17 protein-coding genes are annotated in these 16237 nt (G+C 43.0%); 10 read left to right on the plus strand and 7 right to left on the minus strand.

The features are described from left to right. The first annotated feature begins 90 nt into the window (after positions 1 to 90). Genes ACFGVR_RS19635 through ACFGVR_RS19645 form a run of 3 tightly spaced genes read left to right on the plus strand, consistent with a single transcriptional unit; the run spans position 91 to position 1741 of the window. Complete coding sequence (locus tag ACFGVR_RS19635; protein ID WP_448699174.1) at positions 91 to 618, plus strand: hypothetical protein; 528 nt, start codon at positions 91 to 93, stop codon at positions 616 to 618. Positions 619 to 663: 45 nt separating this feature from the next. Further along, positions 664 to 1161 carry an RNA polymerase sigma factor gene (locus ACFGVR_RS19640; RefSeq protein ID WP_448699175.1) on the plus strand — a complete coding sequence of 166 codons (498 nt, stop codon included), beginning with the start codon at positions 664 to 666 and terminating at the stop codon, positions 1159 to 1161. After that, positions 1148 to 1741 (plus strand): hypothetical protein, encoded by a 594-nt coding sequence (locus tag ACFGVR_RS19645; protein ID WP_448699176.1) that lies wholly within the window; start codon positions 1148 to 1150, stop codon positions 1739 to 1741. Before ACFGVR_RS19640 ends, ACFGVR_RS19645 begins: the two co-directional genes overlap by 14 nt. A 52-nt stretch (positions 1742 to 1793) precedes the next feature. Here ACFGVR_RS19645 and ACFGVR_RS19650 read toward each other — a convergent pair whose 3' ends face one another. From ACFGVR_RS19650 to ACFGVR_RS19665, 4 genes are all read right to left on the minus strand, one after another. Continuing rightward, a complete protein-coding gene (locus ACFGVR_RS19650; RefSeq protein ID WP_448699177.1) occupies positions 1794 to 2156 on the minus strand; it encodes a four helix bundle protein in 363 nt (120 codons plus the stop codon). Positions 2157 to 2234: 78 nt separating this feature from the next. Beyond that, on the minus strand, positions 2235 to 3704 hold the full coding sequence (gene guaB / locus ACFGVR_RS19655) for an IMP dehydrogenase (RefSeq protein ID WP_448699178.1): 1470 nt from the start codon (positions 3702 to 3704) through the stop codon (positions 2235 to 2237). Positions 3705 to 3865: 161 nt separating this feature from the next. Further along, complete coding sequence (locus ACFGVR_RS19660; protein WP_448699180.1) at positions 3866 to 4111, minus strand: hypothetical protein; 246 nt, start codon at positions 4109 to 4111, stop codon at positions 3866 to 3868. Next, a complete protein-coding gene (locus tag ACFGVR_RS19665; protein ID WP_448699181.1) occupies positions 4108 to 4317 on the minus strand; it encodes a DUF2683 family protein in 210 nt (69 codons plus the stop codon). Before ACFGVR_RS19665 ends, ACFGVR_RS19660 begins: the two co-directional genes overlap by 4 nt. An 84-nt stretch (positions 4318 to 4401) precedes the next feature. Here ACFGVR_RS19665 and ACFGVR_RS19670 point away from each other — a divergent pair, with 84 nt between their 5' ends. Beyond that, complete coding sequence (locus ACFGVR_RS19670; protein ID WP_448699183.1) at positions 4402 to 5025, plus strand: NUDIX hydrolase; 624 nt, start codon at positions 4402 to 4404, stop codon at positions 5023 to 5025. Positions 5026 to 5046: 21 nt separating this feature from the next. Then, a complete protein-coding gene (locus tag ACFGVR_RS19675; RefSeq protein ID WP_448699184.1) occupies positions 5047 to 5526 on the plus strand; it encodes a group II truncated hemoglobin in 480 nt (159 codons plus the stop codon). A 78-nt stretch (positions 5527 to 5604) separates the two neighbouring features. On the opposite strand, the gene ppsA is transcribed toward ACFGVR_RS19675, so the two are convergent. Then, on the minus strand, positions 5605 to 8061 hold the full coding sequence (gene ppsA / locus ACFGVR_RS19680; RefSeq protein WP_448699185.1) for a phosphoenolpyruvate synthase: 2457 nt from the start codon (positions 8059 to 8061) through the stop codon (positions 5605 to 5607). Positions 8062 to 8207: 146 nt separating this feature from the next. On the opposite strand from ppsA, the gene ACFGVR_RS19685 reads away from it, so the two are divergent. Both ACFGVR_RS19685 and ACFGVR_RS19690 read left to right on the plus strand, forming a co-directional pair. Continuing rightward, positions 8208 to 9080: an AraC family transcriptional regulator gene (locus ACFGVR_RS19685; protein ID WP_448699186.1), complete on the plus strand. Its 873-nt coding sequence runs from the start codon at positions 8208 to 8210 to the stop codon at positions 9078 to 9080. A gap of 43 nt (positions 9081 to 9123) precedes the next feature. Beyond that, positions 9124 to 10110, plus strand: coding sequence for a glycoside hydrolase family 43 protein (locus ACFGVR_RS19690; RefSeq protein ID WP_448699187.1), 987 nt, complete (start codon positions 9124 to 9126; stop codon positions 10108 to 10110). 171 nt (positions 10111 to 10281) lie between these two features. On the opposite strand, the gene ACFGVR_RS19695 is transcribed toward ACFGVR_RS19690, so the two are convergent. Further along, positions 10282 to 11568 carry a DUF1501 domain-containing protein gene (locus ACFGVR_RS19695; protein ID WP_448699188.1) on the minus strand — a complete coding sequence of 429 codons (1287 nt, stop codon included), beginning with the start codon at positions 11566 to 11568 and terminating at the stop codon, positions 10282 to 10284. 51 nt (positions 11569 to 11619) lie between these two features. Then, positions 11620 to 13623, minus strand: a complete 2004-nt coding sequence (locus tag ACFGVR_RS19700) for a DUF1800 domain-containing protein (protein ID WP_448699189.1) — start codon at positions 13621 to 13623, stop codon at positions 11620 to 11622. 354 nt (positions 13624 to 13977) lie between these two features. Here ACFGVR_RS19700 and ACFGVR_RS19705 point away from each other — a divergent pair, with 354 nt between their 5' ends. The 3 genes from ACFGVR_RS19705 (at position 13978) to ACFGVR_RS19715 (ending at position 16192) form a co-directional block, all read left to right on the plus strand. After that, on the plus strand, positions 13978 to 14775 hold the full coding sequence (locus ACFGVR_RS19705; protein ID WP_448699190.1) for a S1/P1 nuclease: 798 nt from the start codon (positions 13978 to 13980) through the stop codon (positions 14773 to 14775). A gap of 12 nt (positions 14776 to 14787) precedes the next feature. Further along, a complete protein-coding gene (locus ACFGVR_RS19710) occupies positions 14788 to 15270 on the plus strand; it encodes a DinB family protein (protein ID WP_448699191.1) in 483 nt (160 codons plus the stop codon). 115 nt (positions 15271 to 15385) lie between these two features. Beyond that, a complete protein-coding gene (locus tag ACFGVR_RS19715) occupies positions 15386 to 16192 on the plus strand; it encodes a polysaccharide deacetylase family protein (protein ID WP_448703049.1) in 807 nt (268 codons plus the stop codon). The last annotated feature ends 45 nt before the right edge of the window (positions 16193 to 16237 follow it).

The following is a 16237-nucleotide window of genomic DNA, read 5'->3' on the forward strand; positions in this document are numbered from 1 at the left end:
ACAACACAGCATGTTGGTACTACATACGCCAAATTTAATTGTAACGTTGCGTCGGCGTATCAACAATAAATCATTATTTTGCCAATATTTATGAGCATTAAGCAATACGGTTTACAGGAAATAAAGAAGGAGTTGCAGCACCTGGATGATAAACAGGCCGCTTTGCTTTTATTGCGTATGGCGCGCTATAAAAAGGAAAACAAAGAACTACTTGCTTATTTATTATTTGATGCTGATGATGAACTGGCTTTCGCCGAAAGTTTTAAACACGATATCGGCCTGATGATGAGCCAGGCCCCCTCACGCAGCTATGATACTGCCAAGCTATTACGTAAGATTTTAAAACTCACTAATAAATACATCAAATTTACGGGCTCGAAACAGGTTGAAACCGAATTGTTGCTGACATTTTGCCGCAATTACCTGGATTATGTTGACAGGCGCACATCATTTAAACCTTTAAGATTAATATTGGTTAAGCAGCTCGAAAAAACCAAAAAGGCCATTGATAAACTGCACGAAGACCTGCAGTTTGATTATATGACCGAATTTGACGCCCTGGTTGAAGACGCCGAAAAGCGTTTACCCTGGTTCTATAAAAATGAATTAACGTTGTAACAAGTATTACCTCCCTTCGTCTAAACCAATATAAATTAAACTTAAGTGACCAATAAAGAGGCGGTTTTTAAACAGATTTTTGAAGCTAACTCAAAAAAGATCTTCCATTTGTGTTATGGTTATACCGGCGACGACGATGCCGCGAACGACCTTTTGCAGGAAACTTTTTTGAAAGTGTGGCAAAACCTCGAAAAATTCCGCAACCAGGCTATGATCTCGACCTGGATCTACCGGATTGCTGTAAATACCTGCCTAACCTACCTAAGATCGGAAAAGCGACAAGCTAAAGACGAACTGACTCCATTTATCGCTGAAACTAAAATAGACGAGGTGAGCGAGAAAAACGAGCAGGTTGCCTTGCTGTATAAATGTATATCCAAGCTTGATGAATCGGAAAGAATAATTATCACTATGGTTTTAGATGAGATGCCGTATCCTGAAATAGCAGAAATATCGGGTATATCCGAAGGTAATCTGCGCGTAAAAATTTATCGTATTAAACAGAAATTAACAGATTTATATAACCACTATGAAAGACTTTGAGCATTTGATGGCGGTCTGGCAAAACCAGCCCGTAAAGGAGCAGCTTTCGGTGGATGAGGCTCTTAAGCAAGTAAAAAAGGGAATGGGCAGCCTTAGCCGGAAGTTGATGTGGGGGATTGTGGCCATGATAGTTGCTATAGTGAACGCCTTTGTAATTTTATTTTTTATGGTATTTCAGTCGTGGGTAACTTATGTGGGGATATTGATCATGCTGGTACCCATGGTGATCTACGTGGTGATGATGGTGCGCGATTACCGCCTGATACACCGCCGCGATGTTACCGTTAACCCTACCGATTACCTGCAAAGCCTTAAGGAATACAAAAAGAACCGTGCTGTGTTATACGGCAAATTATATTACTCATACATTATATTGCTCAGTATAGGGCTTGCGCTTTACTTTTTAGAGGTATTGAATGATGCTACCCTTGTAGGCAAAATAGTTGTTTATAGTTTAACCTGCATCTGGTTTTTGATATGCACCTTTTATTTGAAAGACCGCATTGTAAAAAACGAAGAAGAAAAGATAAACCTTATTGTTGAAAGGTTGGAGCGGTTGAAAGATCAGTTTGCGATGTAAAAAGATGGAAGATGTGAAAGGTAAGATGGAAGATGTAATTGACATCGTTCAACTATTCCTTTTGAGATGATAATTTTATACTGGCAAATATCTTTTTCAATTCAGTAGCTTCCTGAATGTGCTTTTCAAAGCTTAGCTTATAAATATCTTCTTCGTATAACTCACGCAAAACCCGTAACCAGTATACCGACTCCCTTGCTTCACGATATGAAATATTAATCCTATTATTGAAATCTTTCTTTGACGAAGCCCCTTGCGCTTCTTCATAGTTAGCACCAATAGAACCAGATGATCTGGCAACCTGAAGTTTTACAACTTTATAGATTTGATCCTCCGGCAAGCTTTTCAAAAACTTAAGAGTATTTACACCGAAATAAAAAGTGCGATCGAGTAGTTGTAGCGTTTTTTCATTCATTTTTGAATATACATAATTTGCATTATTTCAAAAACTCCTACACATCTTCCATCTTACCTTTCACATCTTACATAAGGTTTACCGTGTATAATTCGGTGCTTCTTTTGTTATGGTAATATCGTGCGGGTGGCTTTCGCGGATACCAGATGCCGTGATGCGTACAAACTGCGCCTTTTGCAAAGTTTCGATATCTTTTGCACCGCAATAGCCCATACTGGCGCGTAAGCCACCTACGTATTGGTACATTACTTCGGCTAAAGTACCTTTAAATGGTACACGGCCTACAATACCTTCGGGAACCAGTTTTTTGATATCATCTTCCACATCCTGGAAGTAGCGATCTTTTGAACCCTGTTCCATCGCTTCTATAGAACCCATACCGCGATATGATTTAAACTTACGGCCTTCGTAAATAATGGTTTCACCCGGCGACTCTTCCACACCGGCAAACAAAGAGCCTGCCATAATGGTACTGGCACCCGCGCCTATAGCTTTGGCAATATCACCTGTGTGTTTTATACCACCATCGGCAATTACCGGAACGCCTGTACCCTGCAAAGCTTTGGCACATTCGTACACGGCATATAATTGTGGTACACCAACACCGGCAATAATTCGGGTGGTACAAATTGAACCCGGCCCTATGCCCACTTTAACCGCATCAGCACCGGCATCGGCCAGGGCCTTTGCACCTGCACCTGTTGCCACATTACCTACTATTACCTGCAGTTTAGGATATTTACTTTTTACTTCTTTCAGTTTATCAATAACGCCTTTACTGTGACCGTGGGCTGTATCAATAGCGATCACATCCACACCGGCTTTTACCAGTGCATCTACCCTATCTAAAGTATCGGCGGTAACGCCAACAGCGGCGCCAACACGTAAACGGCCATGCTCATCTTTACAGGCCGCAGGGAAATTTTTAAATTTCTGGATATCTTTAAAAGTGATCAATCCGCATAAACAGCCATTTTTATCAACTACAGGCAATTTTTCGATCTTGTAGTTTTGCAATATCTCTTCGGCCTGTACAAGGGTTGTACCTTCGGGTGCAATAACCAGGTTATCTTTAGTCATTACTTCGCTAACCGGTTTAGCCATTTGTTTTTGAAAGCGCAGGTCGCGGTTGGTCAGGATGCCCTTTAATTTTCTATCAGCATCAATAACCGGGATACCACCGATCTTGTACTCCTTCATTATTTTAAAGGCATCGGCCAATACCGCAGTTTCCAGTAAGGTAACCGGGTCTTGTATCATGCCACTCTCTGATCTTTTCACCTTGCGTACCTGTTCGGCTTGTTGCTGTATGCTCATGTTTTTGTGCAACATACCAATACCGCCGGCCTGTGCAATGGCAATGGCCAGTTGCGACTCTGTTACGGTATCCATAGCGGCCGAAACGATAGGCACATTGAGCCTGATATTACGGGTTAAAAAGGTACTGGTGTTAACTTCGCGCGGCAGCACATCAGAGTAAGCCGGGAGCAATAAAACATCGTCGTAAGTTAAACCTTCGGAAACAAATTTGGCGGGATCGAGTGACATGGCAAATGAAGATTAAGTTTTCTTATTTGCCGGGCAAAGATAGGTTTTTTTATGGAAGATGCGAAATGGAAGATGGAAAAGATAACGATTTATAAAAAATGTAATGACTAGTCATTTAAGCCCTGACATTGGCTCCTGGCGATTGTCCCAAAAGCAGATAATTAAAATTGTGTTTTCGTATATGGTATAGAGTATTGAGCAATTTTTATGTAATATACATTTTCGCACACCTGTTTCTTCATCAATAAGCGGGTACAAGTAGGTGTAACTTCAATTGTTTTAAGGCTGCTCCAAACCTTAGCTTCAAATTTCGATACGAAGACATCGCCCCATCTTTGTTGTAGCTGTGTTATTACCGCATCAAAAGTATCTTCAGCTTCAGGGGTAAACCTGATTTCAAAATTCATTTTTTAGAAAAATGTTTTTGAGTAAACTCATCTAAAGAAATTGTCTGCCCGGCTTCGTATTCCTTAATACTCTTATTAATACTGGCAGTTACATGAGGAGGTAATGTTGCTGTTTGAGATTCAAACGGAACTTTTAAAGCTTTTAATACTGCTTTTACGGTTTTTAGTTGAGTTGCGTTTTCGGGATGTATCAGTATAGCTTCCATTATAACAAATATAACAGAAGATGTTGTTACAAACAATAATCATTGGTAATTTACCTATGTGTAAGTTTCGAGTTATCTTTGAATATGTCATCTACCAACCTGCTTAACATCGCCAAAAGGCTAAAAACCATGTCGCATCTTGGCTTAACTTATGCCAATAACGAATACGATACCGACCGTTACAAAGAACTTGAACAGATCAGCCTGGAGCTGATCAATATGGTTACCGAACATCCCCTGGAAATATTAACCACTTATTTTCATCATAAAAAAGAATACATTACCCCTAAAGTGGATATACGGGCGGTGATTTTTAATCCGGACAAAGAAATACTGCTGGTTAAAGAAAAATCAGATGGCCGATGGTCGCTGCCGGGTGGTTGGGCCGATATTGGGCTTTCGCCGACTGATGTGGCGGTAAAGGAAGCTCTGGAAGAAACCGGCTTTACGGTGAAACCAACCAAGTTACTCGCTGTGATGGATAAACGCTGCCATACCCACCCACCTGAACTGGACTATGTATATAAAATTTTTATCCAGTGCACGATCATTCATGGCGAATACCACCCGGCTTTTGACATTTTAGAGGTGGGCTTTTTTGGACGGGATGCCATACCGCCGTTATCGTTGGACAGGGTTTTGCCCGCGCAGATCGACCTGATGTTTGATTATCTGGATGATCCGGATAAAGTGGCGATGGTGGATTAAAAATTTAAATTTAGTACTCACATGAAAAATTCAAATATACCCACTCTCTACGAATGGGCCGGCGGAATGGAAACCTTTGAGAAACTGACTGTTTTGTTTTATGCAAAGGTTTTAAAAGACGAATTGCTTGAACCCATATTCAGGCACATGTCGCCGGAGCATCCAAAACATGTGGCACATTTTATTGCCGAGGTTTTTAAAGGGCCCGAGATTTATAGCCAACGGGAAGGCAGTCATTATCAAATGATCCAAAAGCATTTTATGAAACACCTTACCGAAGCGCATCGCCAGCGGTGGGTTACTTTGCTGCTGCAATCGGCGGATGAAATTAAATTGCCGAATGACCCGGAATTCCGCTCTGCATTTATGGCTTATATTGAGTGGGGAACGCGTATAGCGGTAATTAATTCGAACGTCGGCGAAATCCCCATGCATCCGGAGGCACCAATGCCTAAGTGGGGCTGGGGCGAACCTGGCGGCCCGTATATTCCGGAACAATAAAAAACCTCCCCGGTGTTATTGGGGAGGTGGTCTATAATTGGTCAGTCAACACAACCGCGTGGTTAATGCGGTATCTCTTTAAGCTGCGCTGTCCAGCGCTATTTTTTCGGTTTTTAAGCTTTGCTCTATCTGGCTGATGGCGTGAACAGTTTTGAAGAACGAATCGGGCGTAACCGAAATGGTATCGATACCCTGTTCTACTAAAAACTGTGCAAAATCAGGAAAATCTGAAGGGCCCTGGCCGCAAATACCTACTTTGATATCAGCTTCTTTTGCAGTTCTGATCAGCATTTTGATCATTGATTTAACAGCATCGTTACGCTCATCATAAATATGAGCTACCAGGGATGAATCGCGATCCAAACCTAAAACCAATTGGGTCAGGTCGTTTGAGCCGATGGAGAAACCATCAATATGTTCAGCGAACTGGTCGGCCATGATCACGTTCGATGGCAATTCTGCCATCAGGAATACTTCCAAACCGTCCTCACCCCTGTTCAGGCCGTATTCGTTCATCACCTCGTAAACCTGTAAAAGCTCTTTTACCGTGCGGCAGAAAGGGATCATCACCACCACGTTCTTCAATCCCAGCTTTTCGCGAACCAGTTTAATGGCTTTACACTCCAAACCAAAAGCTTCCTTGTACTCGGGTGAGTAATAGCGGGATGCGCCTCTCCAGCCGATCATGGGGTTTTCTTCGATAGGTTCGAAATATTTGCCACCTAACAGGTTAAAATACTCGTTGCTCTTAAAATCGGAAAAACGAACGATCACTTTATTAGGGTAAAAGGCAGAAGCGATACGGGCAATACCACAAGCCAGTTTTTGTACAAAAAAGTCCTCTTCGTTTTTAAAACCGCGGGTCAGGTTATTGATCCGGGCGGTTAAATCAGCATCGTTTAATTCTTTATGATGCATTAATGCCATTGGGTGCACCTGGATGTAGTTGTTGATGATAAACTCTTCGCGGGCTAAACCAACGCCTTTGTTTGGATAATGCGAAAAGTTGAAGGCCATATCAGGCGAAGCTACGTTGAGCATTACCGGTGTTTCTGTTTCTGGCAGTTCATCCAGGTTGTATGTCAATTCTTTAAAGGTTATTGCACCGTTGTAAATGAGGCCATTATCACCCTCGGCGCATGAGGCTGTGATCAATTGATCTTGTTTTAAAAGCTCGGTAGCATTACCGCAGCCAACAATGGCAGGTACGCCCAATTCGCGGGCAACAATGGCTGCGTGGCAGGTACGGCCGCCTTTATTGGTAATGATAGCCGAAGCAATTTTCATGATCGGCTCCCAGTCGGGGTCGGTCATATCAGTCACCAGCACATCTCCTTTTTTAAAGTCGATATGGGTGAGATCATCTTTATGCTTAGCTACCAGGATGTTTACTTTACCTGTGGCAATTTTATCACCAACGGCAATACCTTTTAAGATCAGGTGCTCGGCACGGTTGGCATCATCAATGGTATAACCTGTTATGGTATTGTATTGCTTACGCGAGTGGATAGTTTCGGGGCGGGCCTGAACAATAAACAGCTGACCGGTTTCGCCGTCAACGGCCCATTCAATATCCATTGGGCACCAGCGGTTTTTAATACGCGAGTAGTGCTCTTCGATAGTAACTACCCAGCGGGCCAGTTGTAATACCATCACATCGCTTAAGCAAAAACTATTGAACTCCGCAATGTCGGTATCCACAATTTTAACCCGCTCACTTGCCGAATCGCCGTACACCATTTTTTTATCCTTAACGCCTAACTTACGTTCGATGATGGAATCAAAACCCTGTTTCAGCGTTGGTTTAAATACCATAAACTCATCCGGAGAAACCGAACCTTGAACGATCAACTCGCCCAAACCGTAAGAACCATTGATAATTACCGCATCTTTAAAGCCACTTTCGGTATCTAATGAGAAGGCTACACCTGATGCGGCCAGATCTGACCGTACCATTTTTTGCACACAAACCGAAAGGCCGATATCGAAATGATCGTATTTAAAGCTTTCGCGATAGCTGATGGCCCTGTCGGTAAATAAGGAAGCAAAGCAATTACGCACAGCATCCAGTAACCCGTCAATGCCGCTTACATTTAAGAAGGTTTCCTGCTGACCGGCAAATGAAGCATCGGGCAGGTCTTCGGCTGTAGCTGATGAACGTACCGCAACATCGAGATTATTTTGACCGTATATTGTTGAAAGTTCGTGGTATGCATTGGTGATCTGTTCGGTTAACGCAGGCGGAAAAACACCCGCTGCCACCATACGCCTAACTTTCTGACCTGTTTTGCGCAGCGCATCAAGATCATTTAAATCTGTAGACTGGATGATGCTCTTAATTTGCTCTTCCAGTAAATTATACGAGATATATTCATGATAAGCTGCAACAGTGATGATATAGCCACCCGGGATACGGATATTCAATTTAGTTAAGTGTTGGATCATCTCGCCCAACGAAGCATTTTTGCCGCCTACTATATCTATATTATCAATACCAACCTCGTTCAGGTTTAGAATGAATTTTGTATGTTTCATAACAATTGGTTTTTTATGTATTTGAATACGATACAAAGAACAGACTTATTTAAGTAACGGTTTGAATACAAATTAACCATTTTTGATACTATCTTAACCACTATTTTGTATATATAGCATTTTATAGGTTATCTTAGTACTATTAAATGAATCCACAACTATTTAAGATATCAACCGGCGCCGAATACTCCTTTAGTATTAAGCACGATATTGTGTCTTATTTTTACAATCAGCTGCACTATCATCCCGAAGTTGAACTGGTGCATATCATCCGCGGTACGGGCAGCCGTTTTATTGGAGATAGCGTACATGGCTTTAAAGGTGATGAGTTGGTGCTGATCGGGGCAAATGTGCCCCACCTGTTCCGTAATGATGATGATTACTATAACGATCTGCCCGGTTTAAAGGCCGAAGCAATAACGCTGCACTTTTTACCCGAGATATTTGGCGCGTCATTTTTAAGCATACCCGAAAACAGACCTATCCGGGATCTGCTTGACAAAGCGCAATATGGCATCACCATCCATGGTAAAACAAAGGAACTGGTAAAAAAACAAATGGAGGCGCTGAGTTTTGCCGGTAAAAGCGAGCGCATTATTTTACTGATGCAATTGCTGAACACTATCGCGGCGTCACCGGATAACCAACCTATCGCGCATTTTAATGCCAGCCATGTGCTTAATAAGTCCGACGAAAGCCGGTTAAACCGCGTTTACCAATACACTTTAAACAACTACGCGCACGAAATTACACTGAAGGAGATAGCCGCTATTGTTTACATGGTACCCCACTCCTTTTGCCGGTATTTCAGGCAGCGTACAAAAAAAAGGTATTCACAGTTTTTGCTGGAAGTGAGGGTTAGCCAGGCATGTAAACTGCTTTCGGGGACAGATTACAGTGTCGCGGTGGTGTGTTACGAAAGCGGTTTTAAAAACTTCAGCAATTTTAACAGGCACTTTAAGGCCATTGTAGGCAAATCGCCGTTAGAATACCGGAAAAGCTATCGCACTTTGCAATAACGTTTACAATTTGTAGCTTTAAGCACCAATTATAAGTGTCAAAATGAAAAATATTTCTACATTATTAATTACCGGTCTGCTTTCGATAACTGCTACTGCTTTCGCCGATAAAAATCCGCCCGCAGATACCGTTATCCACTCGAACAGTAACCCAATCATTACCCACAAGTTTACCGCCGACCCTGCCGCAATGGTTTACAAGGGCCAGGTTTATTTATATACAGGGCATGATGTTGCACCAGCCGGCCGCGCCGGTTATGTAATGCACGACTGGCTTTGTTTTTCGTCGCCAGATATGGTGACGTGGACGGAGCACCCCAGCCCGCTAAGCGTAAAGGATTTTGCGTGGGCAAAAGATGATGCCTGGGCCGGACAGGTAATTGAGCGTAACGGCAAATTTTATTGGTATGTGGCTATCAGTCATGGTACGATACATGGCAAGGCAATTGGTGTGGCGGTGAGCGACAGCCCGACTGGGCCGTTTAAAGATGCGCGTGGTTCGGCAATCATTACCAATGATATGACCACCGACACTAAAATAAGCTGGGATGATATTGACCCGACTGTTTTTATTGATGACGACGGACAGGCTTATTTGTGCTGGGGCAACACCTATTGTTATTACGTTAAGCTGAAACCCAATATGATCGATATGGATGGGCCGATAGTTAAAATTGACGGCTTACCGCATTATACCGAAGCACCGTGGATTCACAAGCATAATGGCTGGTATTATTTATCATACGCCTACCAGTTCCCGGAGAAAACCGCCTATGCCATGAGTCGCAAGGTTACCGGGCCGTGGATCTATAAAGGTATATTGAATGAAATTGCAGGCAACTCAAATACCAATCACCAGGCTATTATTGATTTTAAAGGAAAAACGTATTTTATTTATCATAACGGAGCTTTGGTACCTGATGCCGGAAGTTTTCACCGCTCGGTTTGTATTGATTATTTATACTACAACCCCGATGGGACCATGAAGCGTGTGGTAATGACCAGCGAGGGGGTGAAACCTGCTAAGTAAATAATTATATTAACCACAGAGGTCACGAAGAGAAAGAACACAGAGAGACACGGAGCTTATATGGATAACCCGGTGCCTCTCAGTGAAAAACGCTGTGTACTTTGTGGTAAAAAAACAAAAAGGCCCGAAATTTTTCGAAGCATTATATATGTTTAATAGTTAGATGTGCTGTTAAGCGCGCATTACGCCGATGTGCTCGCCGTTCCAATCGGGGAACAGGGATTTATCGTTTTTAATGTTCAGGTGCCTGTCGGCTACTTCGCTAAACACCGAGCGGAAATCGGTAGTAACTGCCAGGTCGCGGCCATCCTCTAAAGTTTCGAGGCTCATTGGCTGTACTTTGTTGTGAACTATACCACCGTTAACATCATTACCCAAAATAAAGTTACATGATGCACGGCCGTGATCAGTACCGCCGGTTCCATTTTGTTTAACGGTACGGCCAAACTCGGTCATGGTCATCAGGGTAACATCGTCGGTATACTGGCCAAGGTCGGTCCAGAAGGCTACGATACAATTGCTCAAATCGTTCACGTTACGGGCAAAGATACCGGTGTCCGATCCCTGGTTAAAATGGGTGTCCCAACCGCCCGATTCGGTAAAGGCGATCTCCAAACCAACATCCATTTTGATCAGTTGGGCAATTTGCTTTAACGAGTTACCTACCGAAGTATTTGGATAAACTGCGCCATTGGCCGGTTTGTAGTTTTTGATATCTGTTTTTTGAAGCATTTTCATCGCATCAAAACTTTCTTTACCTGTTGATTTCAGCAAACTTGATGATGTTTGATCGTACAGGTCTTCAAAGCTTTTTGCAGCCATATTTACACCTTGCGGGTTGCCACGCATCTGGATAGCAAAATCCTGCAGGTTGCTGATAGCTACCGACGGGTTATCGCCATAGAACGAACGAGGCAAGGCTGAGGTTAAGCTCACGGCCTGGAACGGTGTTGCAGGCGCACCCGCATCATGACCCAACAATCCAACCGCACGGTTTAACCAGCCGCTTGCAGTACCTTTGTTAAACGGCGTGCCCGACTCCATATAATCCTGCGCATCAAAGTGAGAGCGGGTGTTATTTGGTGAACCTATACCGTGCACTATAGCCAGACGCTTATCGCGAAAAAGCGGTTCGAATGCACTCATTGACGGGTGCAGGCCCCATTTGCCATCCAGATCGATGAGCGGTGTTTTGTTGCCGTTACCACCTTTGGCTGCTGATAAAAACAGCGTTGGGCGATTGGTTTGCAGATATTGCTCGGTAAATGGTGTTACAGCCATTAAGCCATCCATAGCGCCGCGCTGAAAAATACAAACCATTGTTTTTTTCTTTTTATACGGGCTGATGATCTTGTCGCTGGCTGCGGCTTCGGCTATAAATGATGGGATACCGCCCATTAAACTTATTCCAAATAAGGCTAATCCGCCTGCTTTAAGGAAACCTCTTCTCGATGTCATGATCTATAAATGTTTTAGGTATGTGTCTTGCTTTTAATTAAAATCTCAATTTTAACGGCGTTGATACTCGGGCGAACCGATCAAGATGCCAACAACCTGTGATAGCATGGTGTTTTGGCCCGGGCTGTTCTGCATCGCGTACATCAGCCTATCGCCAGCCGCGCCGCCGCCTTTATTTAATTTAGCTTTATAGTTTTTAGGATTATCGGCCATCTGCATCATGTTGGTATCATCGCTGCCAGCGTTCATATCCTGTACCGATTTAGTTTTACCTGCTGCTTCATCAATCTTCCTACCCAATTCCGGGTCGTTTAACATCGGCGTTAAGCGTGCTATGGTTTGATCTAAATTACGCTCGGGCATAATGAGTTTGCCATACGTAACTAAACCTTCCTGCGCACTTTCGGGTTCGTGATTATTGTTCAGCGCTTTCAGGTCGAATGTGATCCCTGGTATACGTTTGGTGGCCAGGGCCAGGCCAAAGTTCATGCGGTTAAGCAAGGCACCGGTATTGATCCAGTATTGGCCCCTATCAGGGAAACCGGTTGGCGCCTGGTAATAATATAATTTTTGGCCCATTTTAGTGATCCATAAGTAAAGCGGATAAGGAGCAACAACGTGCGCGTTTAAAGCACGTACCGAACTGATAGCCAACTCAAATGGCGATTTTGTTTTTTCGCGTAAGGCCTGGGCACTCCAAAACTCGGGCGACGAAGCCATAGTGATCAATACTTGTTTGATATCGCCATCGTGATCGGTAAATGACCTGGCCATTTTATCCAGTAAGCTTTGCGGAGGCACATCGCTCACAAAACGAACGGCAATTTTTTTGGTGATAAATTTAGCTGTAGATGGGTGGTGCGCCAGCATTTCTAACAGGTCGACACCTTCCTGATAACCACCACCGGCAGGGAAAACATGGCCCAAAACTATTTTCTGACTTTCTTCGTGGCGGTTGGCGTTGAATAAAAAGTCGCCATCGCGCACAAAGCCATTTTTTTCCATATTGGCGGTGCCATAAGTATCTACAATTTTGCGGGCTGCGTTGCCATAGCCATCATTCATAGGATAGATAGTCCAGCCGGTTAACACTTTTGCCGCTTGTGTAACGTCGGTTTGTGTATAACCACCATCAACGCCTAAAGTATGCAGCTCCATTACTTCGCGGGCGTAATTTTCGTTTAGGCCCTGGGCCTTTTTAGCTTTTTGCGCGTTAGCCAAAAATTTAGCCTGAGGCGAGTTTGGATTAGCCTCCATCATTTGTTGTTGCTGTTGTTGTACCAACTGGGCACGCCTTGCGTTTGGTTGTTTGGCGTTGGGGTTTACGCCTACACTGCTAAAGTTATCTAAAAAGTATAACATGGCCGGCGATTTGGCGGTTGCCAAAAGCAGATGATCGAACTTGCCCAGAACATTTGGGCGGATAGCATCGCGCTCGTAAACCGGTATAAATTCGGAACAGTCGTTTTTTGTAAAGGATACATTAAAATGATTGAACCAGAAATCGGTCAAAACCTCCTGTAATTGATTATTGGTGTAAGTAGCTCTTAATATTTTGGCATTAACAAACTGGCGTAAAAGTTCACCCTGAGGCTTTAAGCCTTTTTGATCCATCAGCTCCTTTATTTTATCACGGTATTCTTTTTTGTCAGTTTTAACAGAGTCCTTATTAATCAAACCTTCTTTAACGGCCATTCGTAACACCTGCCCATTTTTTGGATATTCGGCAACTATTTGTTCGTTGTTTAATTTAAGCGCGTCGTATTGGTTAAGCATGCTATCAAGCGCAACATCACCTTGTTTGGCTTCCAACTGTTGCTGAAACCATTTTTCGAGCCCCATTTTCACTACGGCATCAATCTGGCCCGGTGTTGCACCATAAGTAAACCTGTTTAATAAATGTGCTGCCGCCTGGCGCTCGGTTAAACCCGCCTTTTGATAAGGAAACGAATAAGATTTTGCGGGTAAGCCTGGCCCCCTGAAAAACGAGGTGAGGATCACTGCGCTTGCGATAAACGTTGCAAATAATAGTAGGTATTTAAACTGGGCTTTCATAATAAATAGCTTTAGGTTAGCATTTAACTGTGAGACGGTTAAAAATTACCGAAGTTTAATCGGGTAGTTAAATTTAATGAAAATTAGATGAAAATCGGAGAAGGATTTGTTTCCTACCAGGATAACAAATAATTTTCAAGCTTATTAAGTTATGTTTTGAGAGGTTTAAATAAGGGATACCTATAATTTTATTGGGCGTTGCCTGCGGCCGCGCTATCCGCTCATACTACACAGGCCTTAACTACGGGGCCGGTATCCGCTGCTATCGCTAACGCAAGTCTTTTGGTAAAAAGTTAACATTAATTTAATATTGCACAATTGCCCGTTGTTTAAAAATAGCTAATTTAGCATTCTATGAAACTTCAGAAAAAACTCATTTTAATTGCACTTTGTATCTATATGCCGATACAAACCATGGCATGGGGACAATTGGGGCACCGTGTTGTTGCACAAATTGCCGATAGCTATTTAACACCTAAAACACGCTTAGCCTTAGAAAAAATATTAGGTAACGAGTCGCTGGCAATGGCTGCCAACTGGGCCGATTTTATCAAATCTGACCCAAACTATCGTTATTTATCATCATGGCATTATGTTGACCTGAACGCAGGCGAAAGTTTTGCTGACGCGAAGGCTTATCTGGAGAAAGATACCATACCCAACGCTTATAACAAGCTTAACTTTATGATCGGGCAGCTAAAAACCAATAAGGCTTTACCGGCTGATAAAAAGTTATTGTATGTACGGATGATCATCCATATTGTTGGCGACCTGCACCAACCCTTCCACGCCGGCCGTGCCGACGATCAGGGCGGTAATAAGATACAGTTGATGTGGGGTAACGAGCAAACCAACCTGCACAGTATTTGGGATAGCAAATTGATAGAGACCCAGCAATACAGCTATACCGAATACGCGCACAACCTTAACCACACCACAGCGGCGCAACGCGCTGAGTGGCAAAAAGCAAGTTTGATACAGGTTATCTGGGAATCGAACCAGATAGCCGAATCGGTATATAACGAAGTTAAAGAGCCCAATCAAAAGCTCAATACCTATAACTATGTATTTGCACACATCCATACTGCCGAAGAGCAAATGCTTAAGGGCGGTGTTAGACTTGCCGGTATTTTGAACAGTATTTTTGGATAAAAACTTAAAGCCATGTCTGCTGACCTGTTAAACCAACAATATGAGTTGCTCAAAGGCAGCAGACAGGTATTATTTGACTATTGCGAAAAGCTTTCGATAGAAGAATTTACCAAAGAAATGCCGCAATTCGGGCATGGCAGTATCCGCAATTTGTTTACCCATATTGCTGATGTATATATCCATTGGCTGCAAAACTTCGCGCTAAGCAGGTTAACACCTTACCCGGATCCATCTGATATAAAGCAGATGAGCGATGTGCACCGCATATTTACCCAGGCAGACCAATGTGTTGAAGATTTTATCAAACATTTTGGTGCTGATGTGAACAAAGAAATTACAGCTCCTATCCCGCAAGGTAATAAAACACTCACCACTACCCCATTAACTTTATTTAGCCATGTGCTTACGCATGAATTTCATCACAAAGGGCAAATTTTATCGATGAGCCGGCAGTTAGGCTATACGCCTGTTGATACGGATATGATCCGTACTTAAAACAACTGTTTATATGTTGATAAATTAACTATCGGCTAATAAAATGTTAGGTTAATTTAGCAGCCTGATATTTATAAATTAAATTATTAAAGTGAAGCTAACCCGATCAATGCCAATGGCGCTGGTTATTATTGCTATAGCGATAAGCCAGGCTTTTTCACAAAACGCGGCTGCCGTACTGGCGCGCAAACAAGTGCCTATTTTATGCTATCACCAGATACGCGACTGGACTGCCAAAGATTCCAAAAATGCTAAGGACTATATCTGTCCGATAGCTACCTTTAAAGCGCATATGAAAATGCTGGCCGATGAGGGTTACCATACCATTTTGCCCGATCAGCTGTATGCTTACCTCACTACGGGCGCTGCACTGCCAAGTAACCCCATTATGCTTACTTTTGATGATACCGACCTTGACCAGTTTACGATAGCTGACCCGGAGCTAAAGAAATATCATTTTAAAGCTGTTTATTTTGTAATGACAGTATCGCTTGGCCGCCCGCATTATATGACGCCGGAAATGGTTAAAAAGCTATCTGACGAAGGTAACGTGATAGGCAGCCATACCTGGGATCACCACATGGTAACCAAATATTCGCATACATCGGGTATGAAAATGGCTCCGGATAAAAAACATCCTAACGGTTATACCAAACCAATGGACGACTGGGTTACCCAGATCGATAAACCAACTAAAAAACTGGAAGAGATTACCGGCAAAAAGATAGAGTACTTTGCGTATCCGTTTGGTTTATGGAACAAAATGGCCATAGCCGAGATCAAGAAACATGGTTTTAAAGCGGCCTTTTCGTTAGCTGATAAACGCGATGACGCCGACCCATTGTTTACCATTCGCCGGATTATTACCAGCGGGTACTGGAGCCCGAAAACTTTGAGTACCAGTATTAAGCAATCGTTTTAACTGAGTGGGGATTACACCGATTTGTGTGTGATTACACTGATACAA

Source organism: Mucilaginibacter aureus, assembly GCF_053514885.1.